This is a genomic window from Nocardiopsis sp. NRRL B-16309, assembly GCF_001279585.1.
Lineage (GTDB): Bacteria > Actinomycetota > Actinomycetes > Streptosporangiales > Streptosporangiaceae > Nocardiopsis.
This window is the reverse complement of the sequence record NZ_LGEC01000087.1, coordinates 1-19,761: the sequence shown is the minus strand read 5'-3', so window position 1 is coordinate 19,761 and position 19,761 is coordinate 1. Positions and strand designations below refer to the sequence as shown.

The 19,761-nt window shown below is 71.7% G+C and carries 16 protein-coding genes and 1 pseudogene; 10 read left to right on the top strand and 7 right to left on the bottom strand.

The window, feature by feature from the left end; genetic code table 11:
• Window positions 1–102: 102 nt before the first annotated feature.
• Both ADL05_RS19530 and ADL05_RS19525 read right to left on the bottom strand, forming a co-directional pair.
• Complete coding sequence (locus tag ADL05_RS19530; protein ID WP_053618440.1) at window positions 103–672, bottom strand: ATP-binding protein; 570 nt, start codon at window positions 670–672, stop codon at window positions 103–105.
• Between the two features lie 13 nt (window positions 673–685).
• Window positions 686–1,033: an STAS domain-containing protein gene (locus ADL05_RS19525; protein WP_026117083.1), complete on the bottom strand. Its 348-nt coding sequence runs from the start codon at window positions 1,031–1,033 to the stop codon at window positions 686–688.
• A 224-nt stretch (window positions 1,034–1,257) separates the two neighbouring features.
• Here ADL05_RS19525 and ADL05_RS19520 point away from each other — a divergent pair, with 224 nt between their 5' ends.
• From ADL05_RS19520 to ADL05_RS19505, 4 genes are all read left to right on the top strand, one after another.
• Window positions 1,258–3,546: a DEAD/DEAH box helicase gene (locus ADL05_RS19520; protein WP_053618439.1), complete on the top strand. Its 2,289-nt coding sequence runs from the start codon at window positions 1,258–1,260 to the stop codon at window positions 3,544–3,546.
• A gap of 144 nt (window positions 3,547–3,690) precedes the next feature.
• Window positions 3,691–3,879, top strand: coding sequence for a DUF4244 domain-containing protein (locus tag ADL05_RS19515; protein ID WP_053618438.1), 189 nt, complete (start codon window positions 3,691–3,693; stop codon window positions 3,877–3,879).
• Entirely contained in the window at window positions 3,857–4,207 is a 351-nt protein-coding gene (locus ADL05_RS19510) for a TadE family type IV pilus minor pilin (protein ID WP_255351850.1), read from the top strand. The genes ADL05_RS19515 and ADL05_RS19510 overlap by 23 nt, the downstream gene beginning before the upstream one ends.
• Window positions 4,208–4,210: 3 nt before the next feature.
• On the top strand, window positions 4,211–4,564 hold the full coding sequence (locus tag ADL05_RS19505; protein WP_053618437.1) for an Rv3654c family TadE-like protein: 354 nt from the start codon (window positions 4,211–4,213) through the stop codon (window positions 4,562–4,564).
• A gap of 207 nt (window positions 4,565–4,771) precedes the next feature.
• Here ADL05_RS19505 and ADL05_RS19500 read toward each other — a convergent pair whose 3' ends face one another.
• From ADL05_RS19500 to ADL05_RS19480, 5 genes and pseudogenes are all read right to left on the bottom strand, one after another.
• Window positions 4,772–5,425 carry a type II secretion system F family protein gene (locus ADL05_RS19500; RefSeq protein WP_369800978.1) on the bottom strand — a complete coding sequence of 218 codons (654 nt, stop codon included), beginning with the start codon at window positions 5,423–5,425 and terminating at the stop codon, window positions 4,772–4,774.
• Window positions 5,426–5,612: 187 nt separating this feature from the next.
• Entirely contained in the window at window positions 5,613–6,323 is a 711-nt protein-coding gene (locus ADL05_RS19495) for a type II secretion system F family protein (protein WP_053618436.1), read from the bottom strand.
• A gap of 344 nt (window positions 6,324–6,667) precedes the next feature.
• A pseudogene (locus ADL05_RS19490) lies at window positions 6,668–7,822 on the bottom strand (TadA family conjugal transfer-associated ATPase); the annotation flags it as partial.
• Window positions 7,819–8,907 carry a septum site-determining protein Ssd gene (gene ssd, locus ADL05_RS19485; RefSeq protein WP_053618435.1) on the bottom strand — a complete coding sequence of 363 codons (1,089 nt, stop codon included), beginning with the start codon at window positions 8,905–8,907 and terminating at the stop codon, window positions 7,819–7,821. The pseudogene ADL05_RS19490 and the gene ssd, both read right to left, overlap by 4 nt.
• Before the next feature lie 1,113 nt (window positions 8,908–10,020).
• Window positions 10,021–10,833: a hypothetical protein gene (locus ADL05_RS19480; RefSeq protein WP_053618507.1), complete on the bottom strand. Its 813-nt coding sequence runs from the start codon at window positions 10,831–10,833 to the stop codon at window positions 10,021–10,023.
• Window positions 10,834–11,051: 218 nt separating this feature from the next.
• On the opposite strand from ADL05_RS19480, the gene acs reads away from it, so the two are divergent.
• The 6 genes from acs (at window position 11,052) to ADL05_RS19450 (ending at window position 19,212) form a co-directional block, all read left to right on the top strand.
• On the top strand, window positions 11,052–13,022 hold the full coding sequence (acs, locus tag ADL05_RS19475; RefSeq protein WP_053618434.1) for an acetate--CoA ligase: 1,971 nt from the start codon (window positions 11,052–11,054) through the stop codon (window positions 13,020–13,022).
• Window positions 13,023–13,236: 214 nt separating this feature from the next.
• Entirely contained in the window at window positions 13,237–13,728 is a 492-nt protein-coding gene (locus tag ADL05_RS19470; RefSeq protein WP_053618433.1) for a phage holin family protein, read from the top strand.
• Between the two features lie 11 nt (window positions 13,729–13,739).
• Window positions 13,740–14,654, top strand: coding sequence for an alpha/beta fold hydrolase (locus ADL05_RS31880; RefSeq protein ID WP_053618432.1), 915 nt, complete (start codon window positions 13,740–13,742; stop codon window positions 14,652–14,654).
• An 18-nt stretch (window positions 14,655–14,672) separates the two neighbouring features.
• Window positions 14,673–15,194 (top strand): DUF309 domain-containing protein, encoded by a 522-nt coding sequence (locus ADL05_RS31875; protein WP_053618431.1) that lies wholly within the window; start codon window positions 14,673–14,675, stop codon window positions 15,192–15,194.
• 606 nt (window positions 15,195–15,800) lie between these two features.
• Window positions 15,801–18,260, top strand: a complete 2,460-nt coding sequence (locus tag ADL05_RS19455) for a sodium-translocating pyrophosphatase (RefSeq protein ID WP_053618430.1) — start codon at window positions 15,801–15,803, stop codon at window positions 18,258–18,260.
• Window positions 18,261–18,732: 472 nt separating this feature from the next.
• Window positions 18,733–19,212 (top strand): histidine phosphatase family protein, encoded by a 480-nt coding sequence (locus tag ADL05_RS19450; protein WP_053618429.1) that lies wholly within the window; start codon window positions 18,733–18,735, stop codon window positions 19,210–19,212.
• Window positions 19,213–19,761 lie beyond the last annotated feature (549 nt).

Sequence of the window (19,761 nt, the reverse complement as noted above, 5' to 3'; positions counted from 1 at the left end):
GGCGGCCCCGGCACAGCGAAACGGGCGTCTCCCCGCGAAGGGAGGCGCCCGTCGTCGACCCGGTCGAATCCTGCTGTGTCCTGGCTCGAACCCTGCTATGCCCTAGTTGGAACTCGGGTCCTGCGCGTGTTTGGCCGCGAGCGGCCAGCTCATGCGCACGACCGTGCCCTGGTCGGTCGGCTCGATCTCGACCTCGTCGGCGAGTCCGGTGATGACCGCCAGGCCCAGGCCCGGGGAGAAACCGGAGATCCCGCCGGGAGGCGTGTCCTCGCCGTCCAGGAAGAGTCCGTCGAGGATGGGCTCGTTGTGGTCGGCGGGCTCCTCCGTGTCCTTGGCCGGGGCACGGTCGGTCACGACGACCTCGAAGCGCTGTGTGGCGCTCCCGTTGGCGCGCAGCGGACGGCCCGGGGCGTCGGGTCGATCCCCCGTCGTGTCCTGGACCGCGGCCGACCCGGAGGCGCCGCCGTCGATCAGCTGCAGCTGGATCGGCTGTGCGGGGCAGTGGAGCTTGTGGGCCGCCACCGCCCGTGAACAGGCCTCACCGACCGCCAGTCTGATCTCGTCGATCGCCGAGGCGGCGATGCCGGCCCGACGTGCGACCGTCGCGGCCATGAGCCGCGCGGTGCGCACGTGGGCCGGAAGCGCGCTGATGGTGAGCGTGATGGTTGCCATCGCTCGCTCAGGGCTACTTGGAGGAACGCTTGTCAATGGCTTCCTGCACCGAGCCGTGGATACCGAAGACCTTCGTCAGACCGGTGATCCGGAAGATCTTCAGGATGCGCTCCTGGGTGCAGACCAGGTCGAGCGTGCCGTCGTGCGCGCGGACGCGCTTCAGGCCGCCGACGAGCACTCCGAGCCCCGTCGAGTCGAGGAACTCCACCTTCTCCATGTTGACCACGAGGTGGAAGTTGCCCTTGTTGACCAGATCGATCAGCAGCTCGCGGAGCCGGGGCGCGGTATAGACATCGATCTCACCCTCAACGACGACGATCTCGGTGTCGCCCTCGGTGTAATGATCAAGCTTCAAGTCCACTAGTCCTCCAGCGCCGAACCGCGAATTCTCGCGAATGATCTCTGCCGGGCGTTACCCCACCAGGACGCATTCAACCACGGCTGTCAGGTGTGTCTTCCAGTCCTGTACAAAAAACCGTGACTCCGCGGCACTCTTCCCTCGGATGTCACACTGAAACCGATGCGCATCAGTGTCTCCACCTTGGTCGGAGGGCGTCGAACGTGTCCAGTGAGGAGGGGTCTCGGATGAGGCGACCGGAGCCCGTACTTCCCGGTGTGTGGCGTGACGATACCCGGTACCCGCAGGTGACCCACATCGAACACGTGGTCCGCAACGACGGGGTCAGCGGGGAGTGGCCGGAATGGACACCGCCCCACCTGGTCGACAGGCTCGCCGAACGCGGGATCACGGGTCCGTGGTCCCACCAGGCTGCCGCCGCCGACCTCGCTCGTTCGGGCCGTGATGTGATCATAGCCACGGGTACCGCCTCGGGAAAGTCACTTGGGTTCCTTATGCCCGCCGTGGACGCCGTTGACGCGGGTGGAACGGTGCTCTTCCTCTCCCCGACCAAAGCGCTCGCCCAGGACCAGCTCCGGTGGATCAGCGAACTGGGCCTGCCGGGCCTGCGCGCGGCCGTCTACGACGGCGATACCTCGGTCGAGGAGCGCTCGTGGGTGCGCGAGCACGGCAATTACGTCCTCACCAATCCGGACATGCTCCACCACGGAATCCTGCCGCGCCACGGGGCGTGGTCGCGCTTCCTGCGGCGGCTGCGCTACGTGGTGATCGACGAGGCGCACCGGTACCGGGGGGTGTTCGGCTCGCACGTGGCGCAGATCCTGCGGCGGCTGCGCCGGGTGTGCGCCCGGTACCGGAGCGAGCCGGTGTTCGTGCTCGCGTCGGCGACCTCCGGCGGCCCCGCGGAGAGCGCCACGCGGCTCACCGGAGTGCCCGTGACGGCCGTGGACGAGGACGGTTCGCCGCGGCCGGGGATGTCGGTGGCGCTCGTGGAGCCGGAGCTGACCGACCTGACGGGTGAGAACGGTGCCCCGGTACGCAGGACCGCGCCGTCGCAGGCCGCAGAAATGCTCGTTGACCTGGTACGGGACGGAGTGCGCACTCTCGTGTTCGTGCGCTCGCGCCAGGGGGCGGAGGTGGTCGCGCTGACGGCCCAGCGCCTGCTGTCGGAGCGGGGAGACCACGCGCTGGCCGGTCGCGTGGCCGCCTACCGCGGCGGCTACCTGGCGTCGGAGCGGCGCGGGTTGGAGGAGGCGCTGCGCTCGGGCGAGCTGCTGGGGCTGGTGAGCACCAACGCGCTCGAACTCGGGGTGGACATCAGCGGGCTGGACGCCGTCCTGATCGCCGGGTGGCCGGGCACCCTGGCGTCGCTGTGGCAGCAGGCGGGGCGCGCCGGGCGGCGCGGGGAGGACGCCCTGGCGGTGTTCATCGCACGCGACGATCCCCTGGACACCTACCTCGCCCACCACCCGGAGGCCATTTTCGGACGCTCTGTCGAGGCCACGGTCCTTGACCCGGAAAACCCCCACATCCTGGGTCCCCACCTGTGCGCGGCCGCTCAGGAACTCCCGATCACGCGGGACGACTTCGCGCTGTTCGGACCGGCCACGGAGGAGCAACTGGGCGAACTCGTCACGCGCGGACTGCTGAGGAAGCGCCCGCGGGGCTGGTTCTGGGCTAGCAATGAAAGGGCAAGTGACCTAGCCGATATCCGAGGTGCGGGGGGACCGCCGGTGCAGATCGTGGACGCCGGCAGCGGGCAGCTGCTCGGCGAGATCGACGAGGCCGCCTCGCACGGCACCGTCCACCCCGGAGCGGTCTACCTCCACCAGGGGGCGACCTATCTCGTCACGGACCTGGACCTGGAGGAGGGCGTCGCCCTGGTCCGCGCCGAGGAGCCCCCGTACAGCACGTGGGCACGGGACACCACGGACATCACGGTCCGCTCCACCCTGCGGCGGGAGGAGTGGCCGAGCGGGGCGACCGTGCACTTCGGCGAGGTCGAGGTGCGCCGCCAGGTGGTGGGGTTCCTCAAGCGGGACGTGCGCACGGGCACGGTCCTGGGCGAGCAGTCCCTGGACATGCCCGAGCGGACCCTCCACACCCGGGCCGTGTGGTGGACGCTGCCCGCGGACGGCGAGGCGCGGCTGCGCAAGGAGGACGTGCCGCTGCTGGGCGCCGCCCACGCCGCGGAGCACGCCGCGATCGGGCTCCTGCCGCTCCTGGCGACGTGCGACCGGTGGGACATCGGTGGCGTGTCGACCGCCGTCCACGGGGACACCGGGCTCCTGACGGTGTTCGTCTACGACGGGTACGCGGGCGGCGCGGGCTTCGCGGACCGGGGCTACACCCAGGCGCGCGAGTGGCTCACCGCGACCCGGGCGGCGATCGCGGACTGCGAGTGCGACCAGGGCTGCCCGTCCTGCATCCAGTCCCCCAAGTGCGGGACCGGCAACGAGCCGCTGAGCAAGTCCGGCGCGCTGCGCCTGCTGGACGAGGTCCTGGTCGCGCACTGACGCCGTCCACAGGCTGTGGACGGTCGGGTCTTCGGGTCGGCCGCGTTGTCCACAGGCCGTGGACAGGGGCTTTCGCCCGGGCTCCGCTCGCCCGAACCTGGTGGGGAGGACCGACACCGCGTCGGTCCCGCTCGGGGAGGTCCCATGCCCACATCCATGCCCACACCACGGCTCCTGTCGTCCGACGACCACGGTATGACGACTGCTGAGTACGCTCTGTGCACGGTGACGGCCGTCGCCTTCGCGGGCGTCCTGTACGCCATCCTCACCAGCGACACCGTCCGGGACGTCCTCACGAACCTGGTCGTCGATGCGCTCGGCTCCGGATTCTGACCGCGGGTCCGTCACCATGGAGACCGCCATGGTGCTGCCCTCACTCCTGATGGTGCTGGCCCTGGCGCTGGGTGCCGTCGCCACGGCGGCCGCCCAGCTCTCCTGTGCCGACGCCGCTCGTGTGGGTGCCAGGGCCCTGGCCCGCGGCGAGAGCCACGAACGGGCCCGAGCGCTGGCGCTGTCCGCCGCGCCGGAGAACGCCGAGGCCGATCTCGTCGTCGAGGCGGAGACGGCCGAGGTCACGATCCGGGTCGAGTTCCGTGTGGGGCCGGGGCTGTCCCTCCCGGTCCGCGCCGAGGCCACCGCGCCACGGGAACCGCGGGTGTGACCCGTGCGTGCCGACACAGGTTCCGCGACCGTCTGGTGGGTGGCGCTGTGCGCCCTGCTGTGGTTCCTCACCCTGGCCGTGCTCATGGCGGCTTCCGTGCGGTTCGACCGCGACCGGGCCACCACCGCCGCCGACCTCGCCGCACTCGCGGCCGCCGCCCGGGCCGCGCAGGGCACCGACCACGCCTGCGAGCGGGCCCGAGCCATCGCCGAGGCCAACCGGGCCGCGCTGCGGACCTGTGTCCTCGACGGCCCGGTCGCCGAGGTGTCGGTGTCGGTGCCCTCCTCCGTCCTGGACCGGCCCATCATCGCCCGAGCCCGGGCCGGTCCGGCCCACGCCGTCCCGCCGCCCGGCTGACTCCCGGGCCCGCCGGGGCGTCCCGGGGAAGACGTGAGTGCGCGCCCGCCTCCGAAGGAGAACGCGATGGCGCCCGGGCGTCCTGGGAGCGGGAGGCGGGTCTGCTCTCGGCCGAGACCTCGGTGTCATGACGCCCGACACACCAAGAGAGAGGTAGGCGCGCCCGTTTCCGGTTGAGCCGGGTGTTCGGCTGCCCCGCAGGGCGGGTCACCGCAGGGCCTGGGCCAGGAGGTCGGCGGCCATCGGGACGATACCGATCAGCACGAACGCTGGCAGGAAGCACAGCCCCAGCGGCGCCACGACCAGCACCCCCAGCCGTTCCACGCGCGCGGTCGCCCGGGCTCTCAGCACGCGCCGCAGATCCGTGACGTGTCGGTCCAGCAGATCGGCCACCGGGGCGCCGGTATCGGTCGCCCGCGCGAGGTCGCGGCCCACCGCGGCCAGAGGCACGGGCAGGTTCGACCGCCGCCAGGCCTGCTCGGGGTCGGCCCCCAGCCGGAGCCGTTCGGCCACCGCCGACAGCTCACCTCCGAGCCGCCCTCCCACCGCACGCGCGACTGGGGGCAGACACGTCTGAACGGTCGCCCCCGCCCGCACACCGGCGGCGAGCAGACCGATCACCACGGGCAGATCCTCCGTCACCGGCAACCGGTCGGGTCGGGCTCGGTCGTGACGCGTCCGCAGCCACAGAGCCGTACACCCTCCGGCCGCCACCAGTCCGCCTAACGGACCGAACGCGGCCGAGGCGACGGACACCGCGACCGCGACGGCCACGGCGAGCAGGAAAGGGCGGACCGGCAGCGCCGACCTCTCAGGAGCCGGACCCATCCTGCGCAGCCGTCTCGCCGTTCCACCGCCCATCGCCACCCATGTCGCCAGCGACCCGAAGACCACCATGGCGAACGCACTCACCCGATCCCTCCTTCGGTGATGACCAGAGCCGAACGTCCTGGTCGGCCCCGCGCCGCCCTCTCCTGAGTCGAGCCCGTCCACCCCGCTGGCCTGAATCGGGCGTCGGCCTCCCCGGAACTCGTCGGTCGAGCGTCGCTCAGGGCTCGGTCAGCGCGGAACGCACCATCCGCAGCGTCCACCACGCCCCGAGCAGGTCGAGTGCCACGCCCAACACCAGGCACGCCAGTCCCAGCGGGGTGGTGAACAGGAAGGCCAGCGGAGACCCGCCGAGCCCGGACGCCATCAGCAGACCCACGAGCGGCAGCCCGCTGAGGACCATGGCCGTGGTGCGCGGCCCCGCCGTGCGCGCGGCCGCCTCGGCACGCTGTTCCTCCTGTTCGGTCAACCCCTCGGCGAGTGTGTCCACCACGTCGGCGAGTCGCGCACCCGTGTCCGCGGCGACCTCCCAGCACACCGCCAGATAGCCCAGCCCGCGCAGGTCCGGGTCGCGTCCGGCCGCGGATCGCAGCGACTCGGCGTCGGTCACGTCCGCCAGAGCCGGTCCGGCTTCGGCACCCGATAGGCGAAGGGCCTCCCGCGGCGGTTGGCCCGCGCGTAACTCGGTGGCCAGTACCCGGCAGAGCGCTGTGACCGCCTGGCGGCGCGCGGTTCCCTCACGGGCTCCGGCCGACCGCATCGACCCGCGTCCGGCGTTCCACAGTCGGCGGCCCGTGGAGCGCAGCCGCCGGAGCGGATCACCGTGAGGGCGAGTACGTGGAGGGAGCACGGTGGCCGCCCTTCGGCGCTCGCCGGAGGGAACCAGGGCCAACAGCACGAGGCCGACGGCGCACACCACCAACAGGGTCATCGCCGATCCCGCCCCACGACCGGCCACCGACCCCGGAGCCGAGTCCCCGCCTCAGTAGGCCGAGTCCCCGCCTCGGGATCCGGTCGCCCCGCCTCCCGGCTCGGTTGCCCCGACGCGGCGACCCGGCCCGCCCCCTCCTCGCTCCGGTCGTGTCCATCACGGACCCGAACCGCCGTCGGCCGCCCTCGAATCGGAGCCTCGTCGGCCGCGATCGCCGTGGTCCTCCTGGCGGGCGGGTGGCTCCAGTCCGGTTCCGGGCCCTCTCGCGCGCTCGCGCCCGTGTTCGCGGCGGACCGGTTCGCGGCCGGGGGACCGCCCCGCGCCGGGCCCGGGGCGCCCGACTCACGCCAGCGGTTGCCCAACAGGGCGTCGAGGTCGGCCGCCGCCTCGAACTCCTGGCAGGCGCCGTCGGCGGAGAAGGCGACCGCGGGAACCGCGCGCACCAGCCCGGAGCGGTCCCGCCGCAGAACGCGCAGTTCGGACAGCCGTCGTCCCCGGGCGTCGCGGACCAGGTGCACCACCACCGCCCGGGTGGCCGCGAGCTGGCTGTGGACGGCGGCACGGCCGAGACCGGCCGCGCATCCCAGCGCCTCGATCCGGGCCGGGACGTCCTCGGCTCCGTTGGCGTGGAGGGTTCCGGCCCCGCCTCCGTGACCGGTGTTGAGAGCACCCAGCAGGGGCACGATCTCCGGTCCCCGGGCCTCGCCGACCACCAGCCGGTCCGGGCGCATCCGCAACGCCTGGCGCACCAGGTCCTCCAGTGCGATCTCGCCGCTGCCCTCGATGTTGGCCGGGCGGGCTTGCAGCCGGACCACGTGCGGATGCTCCGGCCGCAGTTCGGGCGAGTCCTCGACGAGCACGATCCGCTCGCCGGGGTCCACCAGCGACAGCAGCGACGACAGGACGGTCGTCTTGCCCGCTCCGGTCCCGCCGCTCACCAGGAAAGGAGCGCGGGCGACCACCAGGGCGCGCAGAAGAGCGGCTCCGGGCGGGGTCAGCGTCGCGCACGCCACCAGATCGTCCAGACCGAACACCCGCCCAGGCGGCATCCGCAGGGAGATGCACGCGCCGTCCGGAGCCACCGGGGGCAGGACGGCGTGCAGGCGGGCGCCGTTCGGCAGCCGGGCGTCCACGTAGGGCACCGCGGCGTCGAGCCGGCGGCCCGCCTGGGCGGCCAGCCGCTGGGCGAGTCGGCGGACCTCGTCCGGGGAGCCGAACCGCACGTCGGCGCGGTGCAGGCCGTCCCCGTCGTCCACCCACACCTCGTCGGGTCCGTTGACCAGGATGTCGGTGACTCCGCGGGTCATCAGGGCCTCCAACGGGCCCGCACCCGACAGGTCGGCCGCCAGGCGACGGGTCAGGGCCAGTAGTTCCGTGTCGCCCAGGACCCCGCCTTCCGCACGCAGAGCGGCCGCGACGGTGGCCGCAGTCACGGGTTCTCCCGCGTCCACCAACCGGTCGCGGACCGCCTCCGTCACGTCGGCCGCGCGGGCACTCATCGCCCCTCCCGTCCGCCGGACAGCTCGGCCACGGCGCGGTCGGCGAACCTGGCCAGGGGTGAACGCCGCTGACGTGCCGGAACCCGGCCCGCGGCCAAGTCCCGGTCGAGTCCCCGCTCGTCGGGCAGGTCCGCGCCCAGGGGCAGGCCCAGCGTCCCGGCCACGGTGTCGGCGGTCAGTTCGCCGTGGGCCCCGCGCACCACGACCCGGACCGACGAGGACTCCTCCGTCAGCCAGGGCACCAGCCGGGCCGCCGCCACCACGGAGGGGACGTCGGCGGGCACCACCACGTAGACCACGTCCGAGCGGTTGAGGAAGACGGCCGACGCCGGGGCGGGCCCGCGGGGCAGGTCCGCGACGACGAGGTCGGTCCCGTGCCGGGCGGAGGCGAGCACGGCACGGGCCGCTCCCACCGGCAGCGCGTCCGTCCGGGCCGGACCCGAGCGGCGGGTCCATGCCAGGACGGACATCCGGGGCGTTCCCGGCAGGCCCTCGCGCAGGTCACGCCAGTGCACCCGGCCGTGCCGCACCAGGAGGTCGCCCCACCCCGTCCGGCCGCCCGAACCGGTGTCGTCGCATCCCAAGTAGATGTCACAGCCACAGCCCAGGGGGTCGGTGTCGAGCAGGGCGGTGGTGCGGCCGGCCCGTTCGCCCGCCAGGGCGAGGGCCACCCCGAGCAGGCTCGCTCCCGCGCCGCCGCGCCCGCCGACGACCGACACGGTGGGTGCGGGGGGCCGGACGGGGACGTCGGACCGGGCCAGGAGGCCCGCCAGGGCGGACTCGTCCCTGGGCAGGAGGAGCGGCGAGTTCTCGGATCCCGGCGGTGCTCCGTCGGTGGACCCGGTCTCGCCGGTGCCGTGACCCACGACCACGAGACGGGGGTGCGGGGGAGGATCGGCCGTGCGCAGCGCGGCGCGCAGGTCGGCGCCGATCACGGCCAGCGGGGCGTGGGTCCAGGAGCGCAGGGCCTGGTCGACCGTGCGGGCGACGTTCACCTCGGTCGAGGCGGCCGAGGCCAGCCGGAGGAGGTCGTCGAGGAGGACGGGGTCGGCGGTGGCGAGCAGGGGGCGGCTACGAACGTCCAAGGCGGTCTCCGATGGCGGGAAGTCGTACTTCCGACCATCGGCGACGCGGGTTCGCCGCGAAAGGCCCGATGCGGATCTGTGGATAACTTCGCGCGGCACCGGTGAGGTCTCAGGTCGCTGCCCCTGGCACCTGCGGGGCCCGTGGTTCGCCGACCGTTCCGGTGGCCTGACCATGGATTCGCTCGGCACGGGGCCACAGGCCTGAGACGGCGACGGGCCTCAAACGGTGCTCTCAGTGCTGCCGTCAGCGGGTTCGGGGCGCCCCAGGCCGGGATGCCATCGGCACCTGCGGCGCCGACCGTTCCGGTGGCGTGCACGCGGATTCGTGCGCCCCGGGGCCACCGGATCCCACCCGACGGGCGGGATGCGCGTACGGGGGCGAACGCGCATCCCCGCCCGACAGGCGAGAAGAGCGGACATGGAGACGGTCTCGCAGGGGGAAGGAGACCGTCGATCGCGTCCGGTCCCGGGGGGAGAGGACCGGGCCCACTCTCTGGAAGGGCACGTCGGCACCGAAGCACCGACCACCATCGAAAGACCTGGTCACGCACACGTCCACGGGAGAACAGCGGTGACCCTGCGGTGGAGGCCGTGTGGCCGTTCGGGCCGCGATCGTGTCGCCGGCCCCGACCGCCCGGCATTGGCAGTGGTGACGAGCACTGTTCTCTGTGGAACGCCGGATCCGACGCTACCACGATGGCCGGGTATCGGTTCGGGAATCTGATCGGAAAACTTCGGACAACCGTCTTTTCGGAAGGCTCGCCCGAGCGTAGAAAGAAAGCAGTTGGTGGCGAAGACCCACCCCGACTCGGCGTCCGGGAACCCACGCGCCTCTTGGCCGCGTATGGCCTGTCTAGGCCGGGCAAGTCAGCATCGTGCCTGGTCAGACTATGACAATGGACGCCTGTTAGCCCGGTCCGACGAGTCGGAAGCGGCGCCTTGAGAGGTTCTCTCGGGCGCCGTTCGCCATGCACGTGCACATGCGGACGCCAATCCGAAACATTCCGCACCAGGGGAGCGTGACCGAAACGATATCGTTCACGCCGACTACTCGTTGGTAATTTAACGAGTTCGCGAACTCGACGCCTTTCCGCGGGATGCGCGCCGCGGCGCTCAGCCGCGTTTGAGCGCCTCACACGTGGCAAGGGAGTCCTGTGCGCCGGCCCGCACGGCGCGGCAGCAGTACACCACCCACGCCGCCACCCCCTCGGGAGTGCCGCCCATGTACCCGCGCAGCGCCGGAGCGTACTCGTCCTTCAGCGTCCGGTGCCCGAGCTCCGACGTCACCAGGGACTTCGGGTCCAGGCCCCGCTCCACCAGCGTCAGTCGCTCGGCCGCGCGCGCGACCAGGCCGTCGCCCCACCCGAACGGGCGGATCGACATCAGCTCGCCGTGCACCAGCGCCGACGTCACCAGCGCGGGCACCGACGTCCGGGCACCGAGCAGCGCGTACAGGCCCTCCAACCGGGCCAGCGCCACCGAGGGCTCGGGTGCGGGGCCCAGCTCCAGCGGGTCCTCGACCCGCTCGCCCGCCAGCCGCGGCCGCCCCAGGGCGTCGGCCGACACCGCGTCGGCCGCCACCAGGGTGTGCATGCGGGCCAGGGCCTGCCGCGGCGCCTTGGGCCAGGTGTCCACCAGCGTCCCCAGTTCGCTGGACACGCGCAGCGCGCCCTTGATCCGGGTGTCGTACACGTGCCCGTCCCGGATCTCGTCCATCGAGACCTCGGCGCCCTCCAGTGCCGCCGACGCGCAGGCGCCGCGCAGGGAGGACTCCATCGACACGTCGCTGCTGCGGCGGCGCAGGATGCGGTGGCCCAGGAGCTTGTCGACCAGGGCACGGGTCTCGGCGACCGCGTCGCTCACGCCGGGCAGTCCGGCGATCCGCGCCAGCGGGTCGGGCAGGGAGTCAGAAGTCGGTTCGCTCACGGAGAACAACACTACGCGCCGGTAACCGGGGGAGCCGACACCGACTCCGCCGAGCTCACGGCCGGGTCCGGGCCGACCGCTCGTCGCGGGTCGCCGACCGTTCGCCGCCCGTTCGTCGCGCGCCCGGAGGTCCCTGCCGCTGGATCCGCGCCCAGCTGTTCACGCGGTATGGACCACATGATTAATTGGTGTCCATCGCCGACGTAAGGAGAATCACAGTGGCTGACAGCACTCCCCCGAGCCAGGAGACACTGTCCAACCTTCTCCACGAGACCCGCAGCTACCCGCCGCCCGCCGAACTCGCGGCCGAGGCCAACGTGAAGGCCGACGCCTACGAGACCGCCGCCGCGGACCGTCTCGGCTTCTGGGAGGAGCAGGCCCGACGGCTCCAGTGGGAACAGCCCTGGGACACCGTCCTGGACTGGAACCCGCCGTTCGCCAAGTGGTTCGACGGTGGTCGGATCAACGCCTCGGTCAACTGCGTGGACCGGCACGTCGACGCCGGTCTGGGCGAGCGGGTCGCCCTCCAGTGGGAGGGCGAGCCGGGTGACACCCGCACCATCACCTACGCCCAGCTCAAGGACATGGTCTCCCAGGCGGCCAACGCCCTGACGCAGCTCGGGGTGGCCAAGGGCGACCGCGTCGCCATCTACATGCCGATGATCCCCGAGACGGTCGTCGCGATGCTCGCCTGCGCGCGCATCGGCGCCGTCCACATGGTCGTCTTCGGCGGATTCTCCGTCGACGCCCTCGGCCAGCGCCTGGACGACAGCCAGGCCAAGCTCGTCATCACCGCCGACGGCGGCTACCGGCGCGGCAAGGCCAGCGCGCTCAAGCCCGCGGTGGACGGCGCCGTCGCCGACCGCCCCGCCGTGGAGAAGGTGCTCGTCGTCCGCCGCACCGGCCAGGACGTGGAGTGGACCGACCGCGACGTGTGGTGGCACGAGGTCGTCGAGACCCAGAGCACCGAGCACACGCCCGAGGCCCACGACGCCGAGCACCCGCTGTACATCATGTACACCAGCGGCACCACGGCCAAGCCCAAGGGCATCCTGCACACCACGGGCGGCTACCTCACCCAGGTGTCCTACACCCACTGGGCGGTCTTCGACCTCAAGCCCGAGACGGACGTCTACTGGTGCGCCGCCGACATCGGCTGGGTGACCGGGCACTCCTACATCGTCTACGGCCCGCTCTCCAACGCCGCCACCGTCGTCATGTACGAGGGCACCCCGGACACCCCGCACCGCGGGCGCTTCTGGGAGATCATCGAGAAGTACAAGGTCACCATCGCCTACATGGCGCCCACGGCGATCCGCACCTTCATGAAGTGGGGCGACGAGATCCCCGCGAAGTACGACCTGTCCAGCCTCCGCGTCATCGGGTCGGTCGGCGAGCCGATCAACCCCGAGGCCTACGTCTGGTACCGGGAGAACATCGGCGGCGGCAGCACCCCCGTGGTCGACACGTGGTGGCAGACCGAGACCGGCGCCATCATGGTCAGCCCCCTGCCGGGCGTGACCGCCGGCAAGCCGGGCGCCGCGATGAGGGCCGTCCCCGGGATCGTGGCCGACGTCGTGGACGAGAGCGGCGCCTCCGTACCCGACGGTGACGGCGGCTTCATCGTCATCCGCGAGCCGTGGCCGTCCATGCTCCGCGGCATCTGGGGCGACCCCGAGCGCTACAAGGACACCTACTGGTCGCGCTTCGAGGGCCTGTACTTCCCCGGCGACGGTGCGAAGAAGGACAGCGACGGCGACCTGTGGCTGCTCGGCCGCGTGGACGACGTCATGCTCATCTCCGGCCACAACATCTCCACCACCGAGGTCGAGTCCGCGCTGGTCTCCCACCCCCGGGTGGCGGAGGCCGCGGTCGTGGGCGCCGCCGACAAGGTGACCGGCCAGGCCATCGTCGGTTTCGTGATCCTGCGCGGCGGCGGTGAGGAGGTCCCCGAGGACCTCGTCCAGGAGCTGCGCAACCACGTCGGCACCTCGCTCGGCCCCATCGCGAAGCCGGCCCGCCTGCTGGCCGTGCCGGAGCTGCCCAAGACCCGCTCCGGCAAGATCATGCGCCGCCTGCTGCGCGACATCGCCGAGAACAGGGCGATCGGTGACACCTCCACGCTCACCGACTCCTCGATCATGGACGTGATCGCCAAGCAGCTGCCGTCCGCCTCGACGGGCGAGTGAGCGGCGGCCCCCGGTCGGGACGCGACCGGGGGCCGTGCGCACGCTGCGCGGCGGTGTCCCGGCCCTTCCGGACCGGGACACCGCCGTTCGCGCGCGGGTGCGACCCAACGGAACACCGGCGTTGTGCGTGCCGTGTGAGGTCCGCGAGGTGGGGCATGTGCGAGGATGCGGAGGATCATCCGCGTGTTCGGACCGAGAGAAGGGAACCCCCACGATGGTGGACAAGCCGGGTGCCGGTGAACCTGGCGCTCCCAGCGGCACCGACCGTTCCATCGGTGAACTGGTCTCCGACGCCACCGACAACCTCTCGCGGCTGGTGCGGCTGGAGATCAAGCTCGCCAAGCTGGAGGCCAAGGCCGACGCCGTCAAGATCGGCAAGGGCATCGGCGAGTTCCTCGCCGCGGGTGTGATCCTCCACCTCTTCGCGATCCTGCTGTCGGTCACCATCGGGCTGGGGCTCTGGGAGATCTTCGACCTCCCGCTCTGGGGCGCGTTCGGCATCGTCACGCTCTTCTACCTGCTGGTCGCCGCCGCCTTCGTCCTCGTCGCGCTGATCAACTTCCGCCGGCGCCAGGGGCTCGTCCGCACGGCCGAGACCTCGTCCCGGCTCGTGGCGATCCTGCGCGGCGAGATCCGCCCGCCCAAGGGCGATCGCTCCGTGGCCACGTCCGAGCGGGCTCCCGCGTCCTCCGACTCCGCCGCCTAGTACCGCGCGAGGTGTTGGACGACTCGGCCGCCTACGTCGACGGCCCCTGGACCCACCGCGTCGTCAGCGCGGCGGGCACGCGGTTCCACGTGGCCGAGGCCGGCGAGGGACCGCTCGTTCTGCTGCTGCACGGGTTCCCGCAGTTCTGGTGGGCGTGGCGGTCCCAGATCATCGCGCTCGCCGCCGCGGGGTACCGCGCGGCCGCCGTCGACCTGCGCGGGTACGGGGCCAGTGACAAGCCCCCGCGCGGCTACGACCTGGTCACGCTCGCCCAGGACGCGGCCGGACTCGTGCGCTCCCTCGGCGAGGGCGAGGCCGTCGTGGTCGGCCACGGCATGGGCGGCGCCATCGGCTGGACCGTGGCGGCCTACCACCCGCGTACCGTCCGTGCCCTCGCGACCGTGTCGGCGCCGCATCCGGCGCGGGCGGCACGCCTGGCGGCCTCCGGTGGCCCCGGCGTCCGCCACATGCTCCGGGCCCAGGTACCGGTCCTGCCCGAGCACCGCCTCCTGGCCGACGGCTGTGAACGCGTCGGCGACCTCATCCGCAGGTGGAGCGGCCCCGGCTGGCCCGACGCCGAGGCCGAGGAGCGCTACCGCCGGGCCTTCGCGATCCCGAAGGTCTCCCACTGCTCCCTGGAGTACCACCGCTGGATCTTCCGGTCCCGCTGGCGCCCCGACGGGGCCCGTTACGCCGCCCGGATGCGCACGCCCGTCCGGATGCCGGTCCTCCAGGTCCACGGCGCCCTCGACCCGGCCTGTCCCCCCGAGGCCGCACGCGTCGCGCGCCGCCTCGTCGCCGGGCCGTACCGTTGGAGGCAGGTCGCGGGCGCGGGGCACTTCCCGCACGAGGAACGCCCGGAGGAGGTCTCCGGCGCGCTCGTGGAGTGGCTCGCGGACGTGGACGGGACCCGCGGTGAGCGCTGAGGAAAGGGTGGTGGAGCGATGACGACGGTGACCGGAGACGGACCCGGACGGGGTGACGGCCGGGACCGCGACGTGTCCGGGCGCGCGCAGAACCAGCGCCCGCGGGACAAGTACGGCCGACCGCTGCCGCACGGCAGCGAGGGCGAGGTCGAACGGGTTCCGGACGACGCCGAATTCACCGCCGGGGAAGGTCTGGAAGAGGCCCAGCGGATGCTCGACTCGGGGTACGCTTTCACCGCCCACGAAGTCCTCGAAGCCGTGTGGAAGTCCTCCCCCGAACCCGAACGGGAACTGTGGCGGGGACTCGCCCAGACGGCCGTCGGAGTGACCCACGCCCAGCGGGGCAACACGGTGGGCGCGGCGCGCCTGCTCCGTCGCGGAGCGGACCGTGTGGAGGTGTTCGGGCCGAACGCGCCGCACGGTGTCGACGTGGCGGGTGTGGCGGCCTTCGCCCGCGCGCTGGCCGACGATCTGGACGCCGGACGGGCGCGTCCCGGTGACGGGATCGACCCGTCGGGGATGCGGTTGCGCGGCGCGTAGCGGTCGGCACGTCCTCCTCCGCCGGACCCGAGCGGGCGGAGCCGGGGGACATCGCGTGGTACCTCCGACGGCCACCGGTGCCTGTGCGATGCCGGAGACGCCCCCGCGATCGGTCCTACGCGCAGGGCGGCGCGTGCCCCGCTCGTGGCCGACGCGTGCTCTGATGCGATCTGCCGCTGTCTGGGGCTGATCAGCACATTCGTGCCGATATATGGCCTTTAGCGTTAACATCGTATTACGGCATTATGAGAAACATAATAAGCCGAATGTCATCGATAAAGGCATTTATCCGCTTCCCTAGATCACCAAGTGATCACATCTTTGATCTCTCTTGGGGAAATGCTGAATCGGCTCTCACCTTTATTCGGCACCGTGCGTAGAATCCCCGGACCACCGCCCGTGCGCGCAAAGCGCGGGCGGGGCGCTCCACAACCAAAGGTGGCACCGCTTCGACCCCGCCAAGCGTGCCGTCGGGCCAGCTCAGGCACCTTCCGGACGGCGGTACGTCCACGGTCGCGCGCGGGACCGGCACCCACGGGGTGAACCGTTCCGGACGTGTCCGGGGACGGGGGCAGAAACGGTCGTGCCCGTCGCAAGGAGGACGGATTGTCTGGGCTCAACCTCGCCGCGGAAAGCGGCACGGCCCTAGCACTGGAAGGCAGCGACTTCACACTCGTCATCATCGTCATGGTGGTGGCACTTCTGGCCCTCGCCGTCGCGGGGATGCTGGTGCGTGAGGTCCTCGCCGCAGGGCAGGGCACAGAGCGAATGCGCAACATCGCGTTCGCGGTACAGGAAGGAGCGGCGGCCTACCTGAAACGACAGTTCCGCACCCTCGCGGTCTTCGTCGTGCTCATCCCGCTCCTGCTCCTCCTGCTCCCCGCGGACTCCTGGGCCATCGCCATCGGCCGGTCGGTGTTCTTCGCCCTCGGCGCGCTGCTGTCGGCGGCGACGGGCTTCATCGGGATGTGGCTGGCCGTGCGCGGCAACGTCAGGGTCGCGGCCGCGGCGCGCGGCGGCGACGCGGCCGCCGGCCACACCGCGATGCGGATCGCCTTCCGCACCGGCGGTGTGGCGGGCATGATCACCGTCGGACTCGGGCTGTTCGGCGCCGCCGCCGTGGTCATGCTGTACCGCGGCGACGCGCCCATCGTGCTGGAGGGCTTCGGCTTCGGTGCCGCGCTGCTCGCCATGTTCATGCGTGTGGGCGGCGGCATCTTCACCAAGGCCGCCGACGTCGGCGCAGACCTCGTCGGCAAGGTCGAGCAGGGCATCCCCGAGGACGACCCCCGCAACGCCGCCACCATCGCCGACAACGTCGGCGACAACGTGGGCGACTGCGCGGGCATGGCGGCGGACCTCTTCGAGTCCTACGCGGTCGTGCTCGTGGCCTCCCTCATCCTGGGCCGGGTGGCCTTCGGTACCGAGGGCCTCGTGTTCCCGCTCCTGGTCCCGATGATCGGCATCATCACCGCCATGATCGGCATCTTCATCGTCGCGCCCCGTCCGCGGGACAGGACCGCGATGACCGCGATCAACCGCGGGTTCTTCATCTCCGCGGCGATCTCCGCCGTGCTCGTGGTCGCCACCTCCTTCTGGTACCTGCCCGGCAGCTTCGAGGAGCTGTCCGGCGTCAGCCCGCAGGTGCTCGCGGAGATCGAGGCGGCCGGCAACGACCCCGACCCGCGGATCATCGCGGTGGCCGCCGTCCTCATCGGCCTCGTGCTCGCCGCGGCGATCCAGATGCTCACCGGGTACTTCACCGAGACCAACCGGCGTCCCGTCCGGGACATCGGCGAGAGTTCGGAGACCGGCGCGGCGACCGTCATCCTCTCCGGCATCTCCGTGGGCCTGGAGTCGGCCGTCTACTCCGCCCTCCTCATCGCCGGAGCCGTCTACGCGGCCTTCCTGCTGGGCGGCGGGTCGATCACCCTGAGCCTGTTCGCCGTGGCGCTCGCCGGCACGGGCCTGCTCACCACGGTCGGCATCATCGTGGCCATGGACACCTTCGGGCCGGTCTCGGACAACGCCCAGGGCATCGCCGAGATGTCGGGTGACGTCGAGGGCCCCGGCGCGGAGATCCTCACCGGGCTGGACGCCGTCGGCAACACGACCAAGGCGATCACCAAGGGCATCGCGATCGCCACGGCCGTGCTCGCGGCCACCGCGCTGTTCGGGGCGTTCCGCACGTCCGTGCAGGAGCAGCTCGGCGACGCCGAGGCGTTCTCCCTGTCCATCGACCAGCCGGACGTGCTGGTCGGCGTGATCATCGGCGCCAGCGTCGTGTTCTTCTTCTCCGGCCTGGCCATCATGGCCGTCGGCCGCGCGGCCGGCCGGGTCGTGCTGGAGGTGCGCAACCAGTTCCGGACCCGCCCGGGGATCATGGACGGCACCGAGAAGCCGGAGTACGCCCGGGTCGTCGACATCTGCACGAAGGACTCGCTGCGGGAACTGGTCACGCCCGGCCTCCTGGCCGTGCTCGCGCCGATCGCGGTCGGCTTCGCCCTGGGCTACGCGCCGCTCGGAGCGTTCCTCGGCGGTGCCATCGCCGCCGGTGTGCTCATGGCGGTCTTCCTGTCCAACTCCGGCGGAGCCTGGGACAACGCCAAGAAGCTCGTCGAGGACGGCCACCACGGCGGCAAGGGATCGGCGGCCCACGAGGCCACGGTGATCGGCGACACGGTCGGCGACCCGTTCAAGGACACGGCCGGCCCGGCCATCAACCCCCTTCTGAAGGTGATGAACCTCGTCGCGCTCATCGTCGCGCCCAGCGTGGTGATCTACGCGGACAACACGGCACTGCGGGCGGGCGTGAGCGTGGTCGCCGTGGGCGTGCTCGTCGGAGCCGTCCTGTGGTCCAAGCGCCGCGGCGCGGGGACCGAGACCGAACTGGCCGAGATCGACCGCGCGGTCGAGCCCCGGGACGCACCCGAGAGCGGGGACACCGGCCAGGGCGCTCCGGACCAGGAGCCGACGGCGTCCGGGGACGGCGACACCGACAGCGGCAAGAAGGAGAACGTGCCCGACCACAAGGAGGAGGCCCGCGCCGGAGACGGCAAGGGCTGAGGTTGCCGGAGGAGTGGGGCCCGCCGTCCGGGTGTGGCCCGCTCCGACGCGGTCGTGGCGGCCGTCCGGGGATGCCCGGGCGGCCGCCGCCGCGTGTGCGGTCGCGCGTGTACGCGATCGGCCGTCATCGCGGGTTCGCGGTTGGTGCCGAGACGTGGTCCGGCGCGACCGCGCGCGGTGGAGAGGGGCCCTCGGTCGTCCGTCCGGGTCCTCGGCGCCCGCGGGAGTCGGAACCGGTTCCGGAAGCCTGGCCAGAAGAGGTGAGAAACGGCTGCGAGGGGGCACTGTTCCGGGTGTGGAGGACGCACCTAACCTTGAGTCGGGTATCGATGCGGGCGGCGGCCGTGCCGTGGCGGCACCGAGTGACGAGGGGGAGGTGCCTGGTGACCGGGATGAAGGGCTTGTTCGTCATCGTGGGAGTGATGGTGGGGTTCATCGGAGCACTGGCGCTCGTCGCAACGGCTCTCGCGTCATGAAGCGGACACTGCTGCTCATGCGCCACGCCAAGGCCGACGTCGGCCACGGCGAGGACGACTTCGACCGTCCGCTCAACGACAGGGGCCATCTCCAGGCCGCCACCGTCGGCCGACTGCTCTCGGAGCGCGGGTACGCACCCGACCACGTGATCTGTTCCGGGGCCAGGCGTACCAGGCAGACGCTCAAGGGTGTGCTCCACGAACTGGGTCTCGCGGGCTCTCCTGAGGTCGACTACTCGGACGAGGTCTACTCAGCGGGCCCGGACGAACTCCTGGAGATGATCAACCGCCTCGACCCGAGCGCGGAGACGGTGCTCGTGGTGGGCCACAACCCGACGATCGCCCAGCTGGCGGCGGGGTTCCTGGGAGACGACCATCTGACGCGGTACCCGCCGGCGACGGTCGCCGCCATCGACCTGGAGGTCGAATGGCTCTACGCGGCACCGGGCACGGGCACGGGCGAGATCCTCGGCTGATGTGACTCACGTCACTCCCTGAACGGTTTGCGGGTGCGCGGGGCGGAGGGTAATGTTCTCCGAGTCGCCTCCGACCGGTCCAGGACCGCGAGGGGTCGGCCATCCACCGAGCGAAACGAACACGGTTCCACGTGGGCGTGCCGGTGGCACTCTCCAGGTTCCAGATCTTCGACTCTCCTCTGATGTGCTGCGCATGTCATGGACCGAAGGTGTGGACAGGGCATCCGGTTCCGAGCACTGATGCGGTTCCGGTAGGCTCGGGGAGTTGCTTCGAGAGCCGGGCGAATTCGCCGGGTCGGAGAAGCGGAACGGGCTTTACCCCGATCAATTGCTCCGAAACCGCCGATTTGGCGGGGTACGGAACACCTGATAAAGTAAAGACACAACGAGGCGTCCACACCGCACTGGCGGTGGAAACGCAGACAGCCTTCCATGGAAGAGCACACCGACCGGTGAAACGGTCGGGGGCTTGTACGGGATGAGCGGTTGTTTCTTGAGAACTCAACAGCGCGTGTTTGATTTTCTTTAAGCCATGTTTGTTTTGGCCCC

What these genes read in the sequence shown, in the direction of transcription:
- ADL05_RS19495 (WP_053618436.1), bottom strand. Translation starts at nt 6,323, where the DNA reads ATGACCCTGTTGGTGGTGTGCGCCGTCGGCCTCGTGCTGTTGGCCCTG.
- ADL05_RS19450 (WP_053618429.1), top strand. Translation starts at nt 18,733, where the DNA reads ATGAAGCGGACACTGCTGCTCATGCGCCACGCCAAGGCCGACGTCGGC.
- ADL05_RS19500 (WP_369800978.1), bottom strand. Translation starts at nt 5,425, where the DNA reads ATGGGCGGTGGAACGGCGAGACGGCTGCGCAGGATGGGTCCGGCTCCT.
- ADL05_RS19510 (WP_255351850.1), top strand. Translation starts at nt 3,857, where the DNA reads ATGCGCTCGGCTCCGGATTCTGACCGCGGGTCCGTCACCATGGAGACC.
- ADL05_RS19520 (WP_053618439.1), top strand. Translation starts at nt 1,258, where the DNA reads ATGAGGCGACCGGAGCCCGTACTTCCCGGTGTGTGGCGTGACGATACC.
- ADL05_RS19470 (WP_053618433.1), top strand. Translation starts at nt 13,237, where the DNA reads ATGGTGGACAAGCCGGGTGCCGGTGAACCTGGCGCTCCCAGCGGCACC.
- ADL05_RS19530 (WP_053618440.1), bottom strand. Translation starts at nt 672, where the DNA reads ATGGCAACCATCACGCTCACCATCAGCGCGCTTCCGGCCCACGTGCGC.
- ADL05_RS19515 (WP_053618438.1), top strand. Translation starts at nt 3,691, where the DNA reads ATGCCCACATCCATGCCCACACCACGGCTCCTGTCGTCCGACGACCAC.
- ADL05_RS31875 (WP_053618431.1), top strand. Translation starts at nt 14,673, where the DNA reads ATGACGACGGTGACCGGAGACGGACCCGGACGGGGTGACGGCCGGGAC.